Annotated in this window: 14 protein-coding genes and 6 tRNA genes; 13 read left to right on the top strand and 7 right to left on the bottom strand. The window is 68.5% G+C overall.

Annotated features, from left to right (window positions below; translation table 11 throughout):
• Positions 1-31 precede the first annotated feature (31 nt).
• Positions 32-994 (top strand): SDR family oxidoreductase, encoded by a 963-nt coding sequence (locus tag ACOQPP_RS08120; protein ID WP_420636265.1) that lies wholly within the window; start codon positions 32-34, stop codon positions 992-994.
• Positions 995-1,048: 54 nt separating this feature from the next.
• Here the strand turns inward: ACOQPP_RS08120 and ACOQPP_RS08115 are convergent, their stop codons facing one another.
• From ACOQPP_RS08115 to ACOQPP_RS08085, 7 genes are all read right to left on the bottom strand, one after another.
• Positions 1,049-1,348: a hypothetical protein gene (locus tag ACOQPP_RS08115; RefSeq protein ID WP_419165019.1), complete on the bottom strand. Its 300-nt coding sequence runs from the start codon at positions 1,346-1,348 to the stop codon at positions 1,049-1,051.
• A 150-nt stretch (positions 1,349-1,498) separates the two neighbouring features.
• The gene (locus ACOQPP_RS08110; protein WP_419165020.1) at positions 1,499-2,773 is read right to left on the bottom strand and encodes a hypothetical protein; all 1,275 of its coding nucleotides are present in this window, start codon (positions 2,771-2,773) and stop codon (positions 1,499-1,501) included.
• Positions 2,770-3,402, bottom strand: a complete 633-nt coding sequence (locus ACOQPP_RS08105; RefSeq protein ID WP_419165042.1) for a c-type cytochrome — start codon at positions 3,400-3,402, stop codon at positions 2,770-2,772. The genes ACOQPP_RS08110 and ACOQPP_RS08105 overlap by 4 nt, the downstream gene beginning before the upstream one ends.
• Positions 3,399-3,902, bottom strand: a complete 504-nt coding sequence (locus ACOQPP_RS08100) for a DUF3341 domain-containing protein (protein ID WP_420636264.1) — start codon at positions 3,900-3,902, stop codon at positions 3,399-3,401. Before ACOQPP_RS08100 ends, ACOQPP_RS08105 begins: the two co-directional genes overlap by 4 nt.
• A complete protein-coding gene (gene nrfD, locus ACOQPP_RS08095) occupies positions 3,895-5,250 on the bottom strand; it encodes an NrfD/PsrC family molybdoenzyme membrane anchor subunit (RefSeq protein ID WP_420636263.1) in 1,356 nt (451 codons plus the stop codon). The genes ACOQPP_RS08100 and nrfD overlap by 8 nt, the downstream gene beginning before the upstream one ends.
• On the bottom strand, positions 5,250-8,333 hold the full coding sequence (locus tag ACOQPP_RS08090) for a molybdopterin dinucleotide binding domain-containing protein (protein WP_420636262.1): 3,084 nt from the start codon (positions 8,331-8,333) through the stop codon (positions 5,250-5,252). The genes nrfD and ACOQPP_RS08090 overlap by 1 nt, the downstream gene beginning before the upstream one ends.
• Positions 8,321-9,130 carry a cytochrome c3 family protein gene (locus ACOQPP_RS08085; protein WP_419165023.1) on the bottom strand — a complete coding sequence of 270 codons (810 nt, stop codon included), beginning with the start codon at positions 9,128-9,130 and terminating at the stop codon, positions 8,321-8,323. Before ACOQPP_RS08085 ends, ACOQPP_RS08090 begins: the two co-directional genes overlap by 13 nt.
• Positions 9,131-9,348: 218 nt before the next feature.
• Here ACOQPP_RS08085 and ACOQPP_RS08080 point away from each other — a divergent pair.
• From ACOQPP_RS08080 to ACOQPP_RS08025, 12 genes are all read left to right on the top strand, one after another.
• A tRNA-Val gene (locus ACOQPP_RS08080) sits at positions 9,349-9,422 on the top strand.
• A gap of 17 nt (positions 9,423-9,439) precedes the next feature.
• Positions 9,440-9,514 (top strand) — tRNA-Asp (locus ACOQPP_RS08075).
• 23 nt (positions 9,515-9,537) lie between these two features.
• A tRNA-Ala gene (locus ACOQPP_RS08070) sits at positions 9,538-9,611 on the top strand.
• 42 nt (positions 9,612-9,653) lie between these two features.
• Positions 9,654-9,725 (top strand) — tRNA-Thr (locus ACOQPP_RS08065).
• Between the two features lie 52 nt (positions 9,726-9,777).
• A tRNA-Gly gene (locus ACOQPP_RS08060) sits at positions 9,778-9,850 on the top strand.
• A 70-nt stretch (positions 9,851-9,920) separates the two neighbouring features.
• Positions 9,921-9,994 (top strand) — tRNA-Pro (locus ACOQPP_RS08055).
• A gap of 222 nt (positions 9,995-10,216) precedes the next feature.
• Entirely contained in the window at positions 10,217-11,944 is a 1,728-nt protein-coding gene (locus tag ACOQPP_RS08050; RefSeq protein ID WP_419164016.1) for an IS1634 family transposase, read from the top strand.
• 286 nt (positions 11,945-12,230) lie between these two features.
• Positions 12,231-12,557: a hypothetical protein gene (locus tag ACOQPP_RS08045; RefSeq protein ID WP_420636261.1), complete on the top strand. Its 327-nt coding sequence runs from the start codon at positions 12,231-12,233 to the stop codon at positions 12,555-12,557.
• A gap of 337 nt (positions 12,558-12,894) precedes the next feature.
• A complete protein-coding gene (locus ACOQPP_RS08040; protein WP_420636260.1) occupies positions 12,895-13,344 on the top strand; it encodes a hypothetical protein in 450 nt (149 codons plus the stop codon).
• Between the two features lie 4 nt (positions 13,345-13,348).
• Positions 13,349-13,720: a hypothetical protein gene (locus ACOQPP_RS08035; RefSeq protein ID WP_420636259.1), complete on the top strand. Its 372-nt coding sequence runs from the start codon at positions 13,349-13,351 to the stop codon at positions 13,718-13,720.
• Between the two features lie 368 nt (positions 13,721-14,088).
• Positions 14,089-15,198: a HesA/MoeB/ThiF family protein gene (locus ACOQPP_RS08030; protein WP_420636258.1), complete on the top strand. Its 1,110-nt coding sequence runs from the start codon at positions 14,089-14,091 to the stop codon at positions 15,196-15,198.
• The gene (locus ACOQPP_RS08025) at positions 15,195-16,463 is read left to right on the top strand and encodes an AAA family ATPase (protein ID WP_420636257.1); all 1,269 of its coding nucleotides are present in this window, start codon (positions 15,195-15,197) and stop codon (positions 16,461-16,463) included. The genes ACOQPP_RS08030 and ACOQPP_RS08025 overlap by 4 nt, the downstream gene beginning before the upstream one ends.
• The last annotated feature ends 4 nt before the right edge of the window (positions 16,464-16,467 follow it).

Below are 16,467 nucleotides of genomic sequence, written 5' to 3'. Positions count from 1 at the left end.
AAGCAGCCCCATGAGAAGAGGAGCCACCAGCATGAACACCACACCGCGAAACCCCGTCCCGGCGGTTGCGATGGCCCTCGCCGCCTTCGCGGCAGCCTGGGCCGCCTCCGCCACCGGGCTACCGGCTCAGGCGACCCCTGTCCCCGAACCCGGACAGCAGGTCGCCCTCGTCACCGGGTCGACCTCCGGGCTCGGCCGGGAGCTCGCCCTGCGTCTGGGCGCGCGCGGCGACCACGTCATCGTCCACGGGCGCAACGAGGAGCGCGGGGCGGAGGTGGTGGATGCCATCAATGCCGAGGGGCCCGGGAGCGCCCGCTTCTACCGCGCCGATTTCGCGTCGCTGAGCGAGGTCCGGCAGTTCGCCGAGCTGCTGCTGGCCGACTACGACCGGCTGGACATCCTCATCAACAATGCAGGTTTCGGCTCGGCCCCGGACGAGCGGTTGCTCACCGAGGACGGGCACGAGTACCGCTTCCAGGTGAACTACCTCTCCACCTTTCTTCTCACGCACATGCTCATGCGGCGCCTCCTCGCCAGCGCGCCGTCGCGCATCGTGAACGTGTCGTCCGGGGCGCAGACCCCGATCGACTTCGACGACGTGATGATCGAGAAGAACTTCAGCGGGCGTCGTGCCTACGCCCAGAGCAAGCTCGCGCAGGTCATGTTCACCCACGACCTGGCCGAGGAGTTGGCCGGGACCGGCATCGTGGTCGGCTCTCTCCATCCGGCCACCTACATGCCGACCGAGATGGTGCGAAGGGCCGGCGCGACACCGCGCGCCACCATCGCCGAAGGTGCCGACGCGACGATGCGGGTGGTCGACTCCGACGATTTCGAGAGCGGGCAGTACTTCAGCGGCCTCAGGCCCACCCGCGCCAACGACCAGGCTTACGACCCGGAGGCGCGCGCCGAACTCAAGCGGCTGAGCCAGGAACTGACCGGCATTCGCTGCCGGATGGGCCGCTGCCGGTTCGTTGGCGGGTCATCGGAGTAGCGAGTCGCCGCGCCAACCTGCCGGGGGTTCCGGGTCGTGTCGCGGGTGTCCGGGTCAGCGGATCCGGGTCTGGATCGTTCGCTTCATGTCCGACAGCTCGGAGACGACCTTCTGATGAAGAGCGCCGAGCGCACGGCTGCTGCCCTCGTTCTCGGAATCGGAGAGTTCGTCCAGCCGGGTCTTCGCCCCGTCGTACTTCCGCTCCAGCCGGTCGATCATGGCCATGATCTGGACCTTCCGGCCGGCCCGGGCCTCGCGGAGCTTCGTCCTCAGCTCCTCGGCCCCTTCGCGGTACTTCTCGACCGTCGCGTTCGTTCGTTGCAGCAGTTGTTCGTAGTTCTCGGAAAGCTCCATCCAACTCGCCTTGGTCAGAAACTCCGCGCCGCGAGGTCACACCGGGTCGGCACGATCGGCGCCGTCAGGTCATGCCACAGCTTCGAAACATAGAAGCCGGAGGTCGGCCGGGGCACCCCTGCCCCGCGGGCGGCGCGGTGGAGGGCGGCCTTACGGCCCGCGCCCGGGGCTACCCACGGCGATCGTCTCGCGCAACGGGACCTTGGGGAACGTCGTCGAATAGGCGCCGTACGCGAGCGCGAACAGCCCCAGGAATCCGACCGAGATCATCGCTTCCGGCGGGCCGAGCGGCAGGCCTTCCCCGTGCCAGATCGACGGCGCCACCATGTTCCAGCGCTCCACCCAGAAGCCGGTCAGGATCAGCGAGCCGACGAACGCGAGCCAGCGGGAACTCATCTTCGGGCTTCGACCCAGCAGGAAGGGGAAGGGAAGAGCGAAGATGAGCACCATCTGGAGCCAGAACATGAAGCCGAAGCCGCCCGTCGAACGCGGCATGAAGAAGTTCGTCTCGCGCGGGATGTTGCCGTACCAGATCACGAGGTACTGGGCGAACCAGAGGTAGGTCCAGAAGGCGACGAAGGCGAAGGTCAGCTTCCCGAGGTCGTGGAAGTCCCACTTCCCCCACAGCTGGAGCCCGTCGAAGCGCCCGTTGTAGGAGTGGGCCATGATCGCGACGAGCGCGAGCATGCCGAGCCAGCCGCCGATGAAGTAGTACGGGCCCCACACCATGCTCACGAACCCCGGCGTGAGCGACATGCCGAAGTCGAACGAGAGGAGCGAGAAGATGATCGCCCAACTCAGGATCAGCGCAGCCGACAGGCGTCCGATCCGGTTCCGGCAGCGTGTGACCTCTTCCTCGTCCCCTCGCCAGCGGCGGGCCAGGAGAGAGACGACCGTCTTGCGCCAGCCGCGATGTTCGCCGGCGACCAGCGGGGCATCGGCCCGGACCGAATAGAAGAGCCACAGGAAGCCGAAGGCGTAGAGCAGCGCGATCAGGACCCCGTTCCGCAGGAAGACGCCGTCGAGCGTGAGCCAGTCGCGGTTCAGATGTTCCGTCTCCACGGGCCCGAGCCAGGGGAAGATGTGCTCGGCGCCGAGGCGCAGAGTGAAGAAGAGCGCGAACGAAACGGGAAGAAACGCCCCCGCCGCCTCGGCCAGCCTCCGGAAGCTCTTCCCCCAGTGCCCTTTCGCGACCTGGAGCACGGCGCCGAACACGATCCCCGCCATCGAGATCGCGGTCCAGAAGAGGAAGTTCGACCACACGCTCATCCAGGCGCGCTGGGCATCGCCCCCCACCGTCGTCGCGAACCCCACCGCGCCGATGGCGACCGCGGCCCCCCACACGATGAGCCACGGCATCGGGATCCGGCCGCCGATCGTCTTCAGCGCCTCGCTCGTGGCGACGCTCGGGCGATCGCCGCTCACTGGCCGCCTCCCGTGCTTCCGGTGCCGCCGGTCTCTCCCGGCGTCTCCTCCGCCTCCGCCTCCTCGGCCGCTGCCGCTTCGGCCGCGGCCGCCGCCGCTTCCTCGGCCACCGCTTCGGCCTGCAGGCGCCGCACGTGCGCGACGAGGTACCAGCGGTCCATGGCCGGGATGCGCGGGTAGGCGGGCATCAGCCCGCGCCCGTTCGTGATGATCCCCCAGATGTACCCGTCCGTGTAACCGCGCGTGAGTTGGCCGCGAATGTTGAGGAGAGGGATGGCGGGAATCCGGTTCTGCCCCACCACCGAGCCGTCTCCCACCCCCGTCACGCCGTGGCAGGGGGTGCAGAACTGGCCGAACAACTCCTCGCCCCGCGCCAGGTCCGCCTCGGTCCCCGCGATCGGGCTCGACATCATCGTGTCGGCCGCCATCAGGTCGAAGGTGCGCTGCCCGTTGATCGGCATCGTACCGGGCACGGGCAGCCGCGCCTGCTCCTCGAACGCCTCGACGGAGCGCTGCCAGGACATGGTGCTGAACAACGGCGTGCGCTTCTCAATGTGCTTGATCTGGTCGTCGCAGGCGCCGGCCGCGAAGGCGGCCAGCAGCACGACCACAGCCCCGCGGCCGGTCATCCCTGCACCTCCACGTCGACCGCGGCGGTCTCCCGCACCAGCGCCTCGGCGGCGGTGCGGCCCTGGCCCTCGGACGGGACGAAGATGCCCCACCGATCCACCGAGAAGGACGTGCGATACGCCGGGTCGAGCTTGATCACCGGCCGCTTCGTATGCACGAGCAGCGCCACGAGCCCGAAGATCCCCGTCAGCAGCACGGTGAGTTCGAACATGAACACGACGAACGGCGGCAGCGACACGAGCGGCTTGCCCTGCGTGACGAGCGGGTAGGCCAGCGACGTGCCCGCCGTGAGCAGCACGCCCAGCGTACAGCCCGTGATCGCCCCCGTCAGCGCCCACACGCGCACCGGCGAGGAGTGGATGTCCATCGCCTCCTCGATCTCGGGCGACGGGATCGGCGAGAACACCTCGATGTCCCGGTGCCCCGCGTCCCGCAGCCGCCCGATGGCGTCGAGCGTGCCGGGCAGCGTGTCGTACTGCCCGAGGACGCCGCTACTCATGGTCGTCCCCGTGCTCATTCCCGTGCCCGTGCGCGAGATGTTCCTTCACCTCGGCGATCGAGATCACCGGCAGGCTGCGCGAGAAGAGCAGGAACCAGAAGAAGAACCAGCAGAAGCTGCCGACGAGGATCGACAACTCCACCCAACTCGGCGTGTAGAGGCCCCATCCCCCCGGTTCGTACTCGTGGGCGAGTGAGCTCACGATGATGACGAAGCGCTCGTACCACATCCCGATGTTGACGAAGATCGTGAGCGCGAAGAGGGCGGGCAGCGTCGTTCGCATCCTCTTGAACCACAGCGCCTGCGGCACGACCACGTTGCAGAACACCATGACCCAGAAGGGCAGCGCGTAGTCCCCGAGCGCCCGCCAGCGGAAGCTCTCGAGCTCGATCGGGTCGGCCGAGTAGTAGGCGAGGAAGAACTCCGTCCCGTACGCAAAGCCGACGATGAGCGACGTCAGGAGCACCAGCTTCGCCATGTTCTCGAAGTGCTTCTCGGTGATGTACGCCTCGAGCCCGAACGCCCACCGCAGCGGGATCATGAGGGTAATCACGAGCGCGACCCCGCTGAAGATCGCTCCCGCGACGAAATACGGCGCGAAGATCGTCGAGTGCCACCCCGGCACGATCGAAAGGGCGAAGTCCCACGAGACCACGGAGTGCACCGACAGCACCAGCGGCGTCGCGATCCCGGCCATGTAGAGGTAGATGCGGCGGTAGTGCCGCCACTCGCTCACCGTTCCCTGCCACCCCAGCGAAAACGCTCCGTAGATCTTGTACGCCCACCCCTTCGCCCGGTCCCGCAGAACCGCGAAATCGGGGATGAGGCCGGTGTACCAGAAGAGCGCCGAGATAATGAGGTACGTCGAGACCGCGAACACGTCCATCACGAGCGGGGACCGGAAGTCCGGCCAGATCTGCCGCTGCGACGGGTACGGCATCAGGTAGTAGAAGTACCAGACGCGGCCCAGATGGATGAGGGGGAAGAGTCCCGCCGTCAGCACCGCGAAGATCGTCATCGCCTCCGCGGTGCGGTTGATCGTCGTCCGCCATCCCGAGCGGAAGAGGTAGAGGATGGCCGAGATCAGCGTCCCGGAGTGGGCGATCCCGACCCAGAACACGAAGGTCGTGATGTAGACGCCCCAGAACACCGGATGCGTGATTCCGGCGACCCCGATCCCCGCGCCGATCTGGTAGAACCAGGCCCCGAACATGAGCGCGACGCCCGCCGCCGCGACGCCGAGCACGAGGAAGAAACGCTTCTCGGGCAGCGCGATCGGTCGCGTGATATCGCGGTTCGCGTCGGCCAGCGTCGGGTGGGCGGGCGCCTTCGCCTCCGGGGTGGCCATCAGTGCGCCTCTTCGCCTTCCGCGGCCGGCTCGCCGTGCCCACCGGCGGCCATGTGCCGGTGCGTGACGTCCTCGAGGTAGGTGATCGCGGGTCGCACGCCGAGTTCACCGAGTGCATGGTAGCCGCGGGCGCTCTTCGCCTTGCGCGAGACCTCGCTCTCCGGGTCCTTGAGGTTGCCGAAGGTGATCGCGTTGCTTGGACAACTGGACTGGCAGGCCGTCATCACCTCGCCGTCCCTCACCGTCCGGCCCTCCTCCTTGGCGTCGATCTTCGCCTTGTTGATCCGGTGCACGCACATCGTGCACTTCTCCATGACCCCGACCTCGCGGACGGTGATGTCCGGATTCAGCTGCAGGTTCAGAGGCCACGGGAAGGCCTGATCGTCACCGCGGCCGGGCGCGTCGTAGTTGAACCAGTTGAAGCGCCGGACCTTGTAGGGACAGTTGTTCGCGCAGTACCGCGTGCCGACGCAGCGGTTGTAGACCTGGACGTTGAGCCCCTCGGGGCTGTGGTACGTCGCGTACACGGGGCACACCGGTTCGCACGGCGCATCGCCGCAGTGCTGGCAGAGCATCGGCTGCTGGACCGTCTGGAAGCCGCCGTCGTCCGTCTCCTCCTCGAAGCGGTGGATCCGCATCCACGACATCTCCCGCCTGAGGGCCGCCTGGTCCTCGCCGACCGTGGGGATGTTGTTCTCGGAGTAGCAGGAGGTGACGCAGGCGCCGCAGCCGGTGCAGGCGTTGAGGTCGATGGCCATGCCCCAGCGGTACGGGCTGTTCGGATCGGAGTCCCACGCGGCCTCGACCAACTCGACGAGATCGATGTCGTGCGCCTCGATCTCGTGGAACGCGTCCTCGACGTTCATCGCGTGGACGATCTCGCGGTCCTGGTCGTCGTGAGACCCCTGGGTGACGACGAGCCGGGCCTGCTCGCCCGTCGCGTTGACCGTGACGGTCGTGCCCGCGTAGGCGAGGGCGCCTGAGCCGGGGTCCGCGGCCGGCCCCAGCAGGTCGAGCGGGTTCACCCCGCGGCCGCGCGCGTGGCGACCGTATTCCGTGTGCCCCTGCCCGAGCGGGATCGCCACCGTATCGGGGCGGATGCCGCGGTACACGTAGACCGGGGCTTCGATCGCGCCCTGTTCGGACTCGACGCGGACGAGGTCGCCTCGCTTCACCCCGAGCGACTCGGCCATGTCGGGGTGCATCTCCACCCACGAGTTCCACACGGCCTTGGTGATGGCGTCGGGCTGCTCCTGCATCCAGGAGCGGTTCGCGCCCCGTCCGTCGTAGAACTGGGCCGTCGGGTAGACGACGAGTTGCGTGCCCGAGGGCGCCTGCGGGGAGGCGAAGCCGCCGGTGCCGCCGGCCCCCGCGGTCGGCACGCCGTTCCCCTGCGCCGCCGGCGTCTCCGAAGCCGCGCCACCGGCCCACGCCGCCGCCGTCGCGCCTCCGAGCCGGAGCGCGTCCAGCCAGGCGTCGTGGCTCCCGAGGCGTGCGGTCCAGGCGTTCCTGAGCACGGTCCCGTAGTCCGCCGCACCGAACGCGGCCTCCTGGCCCACGCCGTTCGCGACCTCGAGGAGCAGGTCCTCGCGCTGCCGGGTGTCGAACACCGGGTGCATGAGGGGCTGTCCCAGCGCCATCGCGCCGTCCGCGAGTTCGGCGTCGCACCACGACTCGAGGGCGTGATGGCAGGGGAGGATCCAGCCGCAGGCCGCGGCCGTCTCGTCGAGGTGCGGCGCGATCGCGACGGTGTTCGCCACGTCGGCCATCGCCTCCGCGAACCCGGCCGAGGCGGGGAGCGCGTAGGCGGGGTTGCACCCGGCCACGATGAGCGTGCGAACCCGACCGGCCCGCATGCGCCCGATCAGCGCCTGCATGTCGGCGAAACCGGCCGTCGTGCCCTCCGGGGCGCCCGCGCCCGGGAAGACCGCGGGGCCGACCGCGCCCAGCACCTCGTTCAGCGCCGCGACCGCCGCGTGCGCCTGCCGGGCGTCCGCGCCCTGCGACTCGAGCCCGGGCGGGATCGCGACCGGGCTTTGCGCGACCGCGAGTTCCTCTCCGAGCGCGCGGATCGCGTCAGCCGAAACCCCCGCCGCGTCCGCGACCGACTCCGGCGCCACGTTCGGCAACCCGGCCGGGAGCGCCACGCCCCGAGCCGCGGCGGCCACGCCCGCCACGGCGAGCGCCACCGCGCCCTCCGTTCCTCCGCGCGCCTCGATCCAGTCGTCCGCGTTGGCGCCCGTGAGCGACAGGCGCGGGCCGACGAAGGTGAACTTCGCGTGGCGGTGCGCCTCGACATCCCGCGCCGCCGCGAATCCCGCCGAGAGCTGCGTGGGGGCGAGCCACGTACCGAGGAAGTCGGCCCCGAAGCAGACGATCCGGTCGGCCCCGGAGAGGTCGAAGCGAGGCATGCCCGCCCCGCCGCTCACGTCGGCCGTGCCGGCCGCCAGCGCCCCGTTCCCGAACGGCTCCCACGCGATGTGCTCGACGCCCATCACGCGTGCCCACTGGGCGATGAAGCGGGCCGTCGTCCCCGTCACCCGGCCGGTCAACAACACCGCACCGCCGACCCGAACCGCGTCCGTGAGGGCGGCCGTCGCATCCTCCCAATTCGCGTACTGGAAGGGGGGCGCCCCCGCCTCGGTCAACGGATTGCGCCGCACCGGCTGGCTCACCCGATCCGGGTCGTAGAGATCCTGCAGCGTGGAGTGCGTGAGCGACGAGAGCCCGCTCGTCCCGCCCCCGAAGCGGGTGTTGGGGCTCAGGCCGAGCACGCGGCCGTCGCGCACCTGCGCATGGACCGGCACAGCTTCCGGCCCCGCGTCGGGAAGGACCGTCGCGTACGTGTCGGAGACGCCCGGCGTGATCCCCTCTTCCTCGACGAGGTGGGGGATGAGCTTGTCCGCGAAGTCCGGCGGACCGCACGCCGCCATGGTCGCGGCCCCGGCCCCCGAGGTCCCGAGCACCTGGAGGAAGCGGCGGCGCGACGTGCCGTTCACCGCCGACGGCTCGGACCCGGGCCGGGCGCCGCCCGGGCAGGCCCCGCCGCAACCGCAACCGCCGTCGCCGTTCAGTAGTGACATGCCGCGCAATCCGTGGGGGCCCGGGTCTTCCCGTAGTCCGTGTCGATGTCCCGCGGGTAGAATCCCTCGGGCTGCCGAGGCGCCGGCGCCCGCGGCGGCGGGTTGTCCCGCGAAAGCGTGTGGTCGGTCGCGACGTCACTCTCGAGCGGCGGCTGCCGGTGGCACTCGAGACACCAGCCCATCGTCAGCGGCGCCCACTGGTAGACCCGGTCCATCTCCTCGACCGGACCGTGGCAGTCCCGGCATTCGAGGTTCCGCAGGTGAGCCTTGTGGCTGAACTGCACGAACTCCGGCAGCTTGTACACCCACTCCCACTCCACGGGCTCGCCGCGCGTCTCGTAGGCGCGCAGTTCCTCGACCGGAGGGAGCCCCGTCCCCGCGATGCGGTGGCAGCCCATGCAGACCGCGAGCGACGGCACGACCCCGGAGACCGACCGTTCCGTCCCCACATGGCAGTACATGCAGTCGATCCGCAGGTCCGTCACGTGGAAGCGATGGTTGAACGGGACCGGCTGCTCGGGCCCGCGGGTCGCGTTCTCGTGGTCGTAGATCGCGCGCCACTGCGCGGGCATCGTCGCGAGGTCCCGGTCTCCCGCGTACTGAGCGGCCTCCGCGGCGGTTTCACCTTCGCCGGCCGCCTGCGCGTCCGTGCTCTCCCGCGCATGCAGGAACGCGGACGGATCGAGGCTCGCGGAGACGATCTCGATATCGCCGGTGGAGGGCCGGTACAACGCCGCAGCGGCGGCGCCGAGGGCCACGGCAACGACGACCGCGGCCGCGCGAGAGCTTATCTTCATCCGCCTCTCTGAGGGGGAATCGACGATGTGAGTCACCCGGCTGGCCCCCCGCGTCGGGGGCGCGGGACGCGAACAAGGTATACCGCGCCCCGGCTGATGCAACCGTCTTTCCGGGCCACCGATCCAACCCCAGTTCGGGTTGACCGATTCGGGCCGTTCGTTTAGCATGTAGCGTCCGAGCGGGCTCCCCCCCGGGGTCCGCTCGTCTTGTCTTCGGCGGGGCCTTAGCTCAGATGGCTAGAGCGCTACGTTGACATCGTAGAGGTCACTGGTTCGAGTCCAGTAGGCCCCATCGAAACACCGCTACAGGGGGCTGTAGCTCAGCCTGGTTAGAGTGCCGGTCTGTCACACCGGAGGTCGCGGGTTCAAATCCCGTCAGCCCCGTTTCCCCAAACCGTGTCGAACGAGGGGCCGTAGCTCAGTCTGGGAGAGCGCTTGAATCGCACTCAAGAGGTCGCGGGTTCGAGTCCCGCCGGCTCCACTGCCGTCGTACCTGACTCCAAGCGGTAGCGGGGGGCGGCTCGCCACCGTAGCTCAGGGGTAGAGCACCGCATTCGTAATGCGGCGGTCGTCGGTTCAAATCCGACCGGTGGCTCTGGCAGCACCCCTCCGGCCTGGCAGGCGGCAGGCTGGAGGGAGCAGCACACGCGGGTGTAGCTCAGTCGGTAGAGCGCAACCTTGCCAAGGTTGAGGTCGCCGGTTCGAATCCGGTCACCCGCTCTCGAAAGCCGACTCGCCGACCCCCTCGGCGAGCCCGGCCCCGCGCCATGCGCGCGATCCGCCGTACCCTCGGGGCGTGGCTCAGTCCGGTAGAGCGCTGCGTTCGGGACGCAGAGGTCCCCGGTTCAAATCCGGGCGCCCCGATTGGTCCGCCTGGTCGTTTTGGCTGGGCGGACTGTTAAGTTTGCCTGGTCTGCCAAGCCGCCCCCCGGATTAGGCCGAACTTCCGCGTGAATCGGGGCCGCTGCAGGCCGTAACTCGTTAACGGGGAACCGCATACGCGGCTTCATGCGCGGTTCTCGGTACCCATGTAGCGTAAGATGCATAGCGTTGCCACGATGTGTTGTATGCGTTATGTTTATGTCCATGTACGTCGAGCGCGTCCCCAACCGGAACTCCCCGCCCGCCGTCCTTCTGCGCGAGTCCTACCGCGAGGGCGGCAAGGTCAGGAAGCGCACGCTGGCCAACCTCTCGAAGTGGCCCGACGAACTCGTCGAGGGGCTCCGCATCCTCCTGAAGGGGGGCGTCGCGCTTCCCTCGATGGACGACGCGTTCGAGATCCTTCGCTCCCGGCCCCACGGCCACGTCGCCGCCGTCCTGGGCACCCTTCGCGCCCTGGGGCTCGAGAAGCTGCTGGACCGCCGTCCGTCCCGGGAGCGGGCGCTCGCCGTCGCCATGATCGTCGCCCGCGTCCTCGACCCCCGCTCGAAGCTGGCCACCGCGCGCTCGCTTGGCGGGGAGACCATGAGCCACACGCTGGGCGGGGAGCTCGGCGTCGGGGACGCGGACGCGGACGAGCTGTACCGGGCCATGGACTGGCTGCTGAGGCGCCGGGACCGCATCGAGCGGCATCTGGCGGGGAGACGCCTGGCGGACGGCTCGCTGGTGCTGTGCGACGTGACCTCGACCTACTTCGAGGGCCGCAAGTGTCCGCTCGCCAGGCGGGGCTACTCCCGCGACGGCAAACGCGGCAAGCTCCAGATCGTGTTCGCGCTGCTGTGCGACGGAGAGGGGTGTCCGGTGGCCGTCGAGGTGTTCGAGGGCAACACCGCCGATCCGGGTGTCGTCGGCGCGCAGGTGGCGAAGCTGCGCGAGCGCTTCTCCCTGTCCCGGATCGTCTTGGTCGGCGACCGGGGGCTCATCACCGGCGCCCGCATCCGGGAGGAGCTGCGGCCCGCGGGGCTGGGGTGGATCACCGCCCTGCGCGCCGACGCGATCCGCAAGCTCGCCGGCGGCGGCGACCTCCAGCTGTCGCTCTTCGACGAGCGGAACCTCGCCGAGATCGAGTCGCCCGACTATCCCGGGGAGCGGCTGGTCGCGTGCCGCAACCCGCTCCTGGCCGCCGAGCGCGCCCGCAAGCGCGAGGAACTCCTCGAGGCCACCGAACGCGAGCTGGAGAAGGTCGCCGCGGCCACGCGGCGCGAGCGGAGCCCGCTCACCGACCCCGAGAAGATCGCCGTGCGCGCCGACCGCGCCCTGCGATCCCGCAAGGTCGGCAAGCACTTCGACACCGAGGTCGCCGGGGACGGCCGCTTCGCGTACGCGCGCAACGAGGAGCGCATCGCCGCCGAGGCGGCCCTGGACGGCATCTACGTCATCCGCACCAACGTGCCCGCCGACGAACTGCCGGCCGGGGACGTGGTCCGCTCCTACAAGAGCCTCAGCCGCGTGGAGCGCGCCTTCCGAAGCTTCAAGAGCGTCGACCTCAAGGTCCGTCCCGTCCACCACCGCCTCGAGGGGCGCGTGCGGGCCCACGTCTTCCTCTGCATGCTCGCCTATTACGTCGAGTGGCACATGAGACGCGCCCTCGCCCCGCTGCTCTTCGACGACGACGACCCCGACGCCGCCGAGGCCCAACGCGCCTCGCCCGTCGCGCCCGCGAGACCCTCGCCCGCCGCGCGCGCCAAGGCCGCCCGCAAGCGCACTCCCGAGGGGCTGCCCGTCCACAGCTTCCGGACACTCCTGGCCGACCTCGCCACCCTCACCAAAAACCGCGTCCGACCCGTCGCGCCCGGAGCCCCGGCCGCCGACATCCTCGCCCGTCCCACCCCCCTTCAGGCCGAGGCCTTCCGGCTCCTCGGCGTCAAACCGTGACCCGTACCCAGTAGCACCCACCCCCGAAATCGAGTCATGTGACCACGTCGCAACAACTTGCCGCGTTCCGGGCTGCGGAAGTTCGGATTAGGCGGGCCGCCGAAGGCGGTCGTAGCGAAATCCGGGCGCCCCGGCCCGGTCAAAGCGCCTTTCCCCGCACGTCGTGGTATCGCCTTCTGAGGGGGTGGGGGGGGCGGCGTGAGGGGCTCGGCTTCCTTTCGCTCCGGGCGTGAGTGTTTCTTGCAGGAGTTCACGAAGGCCCTTCCGACTTGCCGACCCCGAGACCATGCAGGATAGCGACCAGAACCTACGAAGCGGACGGATTCCGATGTCCGGGCCGGAGGTAGTCCGCAAACTTGCCGCCCCGACTCTTGTCATGCCGCAGGCGGGTCCGCACGAGGGTTCGGCCACCGCCGATCTGGCAGCCGGAGACGGTGCGCGAGACGAATCGCCGATTGGGACCTCCGGCATCAAGGAAGAGGGCCGGACCGAAGGCGACGGCGTGGAGGACGAAGCCCCGGAAGCCCAGGACGAGACCCGCATCGACCAACCCTTCGACCCGGCCCGGACCCAGTTGTCCATCACGGCTCCAACTGGAGTTTGGCGGGGCTGACCGCAGGGCGCTCCTCCGATTGTCGCAGCAGTAAGACTCGACATGCGGACCATGCGCCAGGTGTTTCAGGGGCTTTGCACCCGGTAGCCGATGTGCCCGGGGTCAGCTGCTTCCCGCTGTTGCGGAAGGGAGGTCTCACGGGCGGCTTTCGGGCGATTTCGGCACCTCCGCCCAAGCGCCAGCCAGCGGGTCCACCGCGGGTCGATGGTCCTTTCCGGCCGTGGGTACGTCCCCCACTGACCGGCGACCCGAGGTCGCAGTTTTATCCACCGTCGATCAGGCGCTATGATCCCTACGTTGGCAGCAGCGTCACCCCAGTTGGGGAGGAGATCCGATCGTGATCCACTTCAAGATCAACGGCCGAGAGTTCGAGTCCGACCGGAGGAAAGTTCGCGCCGCGTGGCTTGCCGAACAGGCGGGGCTGGATCCGACCGGTTTCGAGCTCGTGCGAACAAAGACTGGCGAGACCTGGCGAGATCCATCCGCGACCGTCGAGCTGCTGGAGGGGGACGCATTCGACGCCAAGGGCCGCGTGCGTCCGGTGGAACCAACCATCCGCTACACGGTCAACGGCGAACTGCAAGTCACCAAGGAAAGCCCCTTGACCGTGGAGGAAATCCTGCGCCGAGCGGGGCCGGACGCGGCGATCGACCTCGACCAACTGGAGGACTACTACCTCGACAATGTGCGCACCGGCGTTACGTACGAAAACCTAGGCGACGAAGTTCCCGTGACCGACGACGACCAGTTCGTGGCGCTTTACGCGGGCCCGACACCGGTAGCCTGAGGCTGTGCTCGGCACCGTTGATCGAGAGCTGCGGGAACTCGGTATCGGAAGCCGCGTCGTGCGTTGGAACGGCGCTGGTGGCGAGGCTGTGGTCTTCCCGTTCGTTGTGCTGTCCGGGCGCTTCAGGGGTACCACCCTCGACATCGGCCTGAGCTTTCAGGAGGCAGCCTACCCGGAATACCCACCGCACTTCATCCACGTTCGCAACCTTGACGCCACCAACAAAACCCGGCACTCGGAGCACGAGTTCGAGGGCGCGCTCTGGTGGACCTTCAGTGCTCCTCCGAGCAATTTCTGGGACGCCTTGGAACCGTCACAGAAGAACATGCGCACCTACGTCAGGGGCCATCTGCTTCGTTTTCTGGATGAACTGTGAGCTTCGAGGCCGCGCTGGTCGAGTCAGCCCACCATGCGGCCTGCCGCCACCTCCTTGCGCACCTGCGGAGGGGAGAGCGTCAGGAGGATCTCTGCTTTGCGCTTTGGCGACCTAGCTGCGGGGCGTCGCGTACAACCGCCCTGATCTCCGAGTTGATCCTTCCGGAGGAGGGCGAGCGGACACTCCACGGCGGGGCGAGTTTCACGCCCGGATACCTGTCCCGATCCGTTCGCCTTGCCTGCGCGAGGGGTGCGGGTCTCGCGTTTCTGCACAGCCACCCGACCGAGGGCTGGCAGCCCATGAGTCGTGCGGACGTGACCGCCGAGAGGGACCGCATCGGAGGGCCGGCCCGGGCCACGGGCCTTCCCTTGGTCGGGCTGACGCTCGGCACTGACGAGGCGTGGAGCGCCCGCTTCTGGCGCTGGGACGGCCAAAGGTTTGAGCGGGCGTGGTGCGACAAGGTGCGCGTCGTTGGCCGCCGACTCGGAGTGACCTACAACGCTGAACAAATGCCGCCTCCGCAGCGCCGCCCAACGCTGCGGCGCACGACCGACACCTGGGGCAGCGCCCGTCAATCCGACCTGGCTCGGCTGCGCTTCGGCGTTGTGGGACTGGGAAGTGTCGGCTGCATGGTGGCGGAAGCCCTTGCGCGCATCGGCGTCGAGCACCTCGTGCTGGTGGACGCCGACAGGGTCAAGCCCCACAATCTCGACCGCCTAATGTATGCCGGCGAAGCGGATGTGGGTCGGCTCAAGGTGGAGCTTGCGGCCGAAGGCCTGCGGCGCTCGGCGACCGCCGCACGATTCCAGGTCGACGCCATCGCCGGTTGGATCCAACAGGAAGGCTGTTATCGTACCACACTCGACTGCGACGTATTGTTCTCGTGCGTTGACCGCCCCCTGCCGAAGGACCTGCTGAACCATATTGCCTACGCTCACTGCATTCCCGTCGTGTTCGGCGGCGTGTTCGTGGACACGAAGAGGGACGGTACGCTTGGCCAGGCGGCGTGGAGTGTGGTCCGGTCGGGGCCCGGGCGCCGCTGCCTGCGCTGCGACGGACAGTACACGACATCGGATGTCGTGCTGGAACGCGATGGGTCGCTGGACGACCCGAGCTATGTCGCGAGGCTGGCGGGTGGGCGACCCACGAACCAGAATGTCTTCCCGTTCAGTGCCAACCTCGCCAGCCTGATGACGTTGGAGATGTTGCGCATGGTCATCGGTGCCAGTTGGTGGCCGGAATCTGGCGGCAAGCTCCATTACAGCTACGTGCCTGGAACCCTCCACGCAGTGGCGGAACCGTGCCGGGACCACTGCGAAGTCGTGGCGCGGACCGCGTTGGGGGACCAGGCGGCTTACCCGTTCCTCGTGGCCGGGCCGGAACACTTGGATCGTTCGCCGCCATCCTCGGTCGGGATGCGGCTGTTGGCCCGGTTGCGCAACTTGACCCAGAGACTTGTCGGCGGGAGGAGTTCATGAGCCGCATCACCAGCCTTGCGCTAACCGATGTCCGCTGCTTCGCCCAGACGCAGCGGACCGAACTGCCTCGCATCACGGTGCTGGTGGGCGAGAACAGCTCGGGCAAGTCGACGTTTCTTGGATGTGCCCGCACGATCGCGCGACTGTCGGATCTCGTTGACCTAAGCGACAAGAACCCCTTTGACGACCCGCCGTTCTCTATGGGCAGCTTCAAGGCGATCGCCCACTCGGGGGCCTCGAAGTTCGCCATCGAGGCCACGTTTGAGAGTCACCGCTACGACCGCGTTCGCGTGGTCTACGACCGCGGACCGGGGGGCGAGCCCCGGGAACGGGAACTGGAGTTGAGCCTCTCAGCCAAATCGGGCCAACGTGGCACCTTCCGTGTGACGCGCCCTGACGCGCCCCGATCCGGCGGCCCTGAGATGTGGCGCGTCACCGGACCGGAGTTCGAGTTTGAGTTCCCGCAGTCGATGGTCTCCTTTCGGCAGTTCAGCACATGGCTTTCCAGTTCGGTTCGCCGCGGCAACCTGCCGCACGAGGGAGACACCACGCTTTGGCGGAAGCGCACCGGCGAAGCATCGGCCGAAGCGGTTCGGATGTTCGCCCGATTCACCAACTTCTTCCGGCGGAGCGATCTCTTGCCGGGCCCCGAACATCGGCTGTCCGTTTCGGCGGACGACCCCAACGGTTGGCCGCGCGAGCGCGAGTACGCATCGAACCCGTTCGGCAAGAGACTCGACGAAGCGACGCTCGAGAGGATCGTTGCGCTTGGCAGGCGGCTGAACCTTTTCGGCAGCCTCGATGTCCGGCGTGGCCCAGGAGGAACGTACGAGATCCGGGTCAATGCCTCGGGCGAGGAATACAACGTTGTTGATGTCGGCTTCGGTATCCACAGCGTGCTGCCCCTACTTCACGCCATCGCGTCTGCGCCCAAGGAAGCCACGTTGCTCCTGCAGCAACCGGAGACCCATCTTCACCCCCAGGCCCAAGCGGCCCTAGTCCGCTTGGTTGCGCAGCAGGGGCACCGACTCCTCGTGGAAACGCACAGCGATCACTTTCCGGATTGGTTCCGCATTGCGGTGATGTCCGGCGATATCGATGCGAACGACCTGGGAATCGTCTACTTCGACCGCATTGACGACGGCGCATCCACGATCCTGCACAACATTCGAGTGGACGACCAAGCGAACCTGATCGACACGCCCCCACGGTTTCGCCAGTTTTTTCTCGACGAGACCGAACGCCTTCTCGGCTTTCGGCGGTAGCGAG

Source organism: Candidatus Palauibacter sp., from assembly GCF_965222475.1.
GTDB lineage: Bacteria > Gemmatimonadota > Gemmatimonadetes > Palauibacterales > Palauibacteraceae > Palauibacter.
The sequence above is the reverse complement of the archived record's forward strand: the minus strand, read 5'-3'. Positions and strand labels throughout refer to the sequence as shown.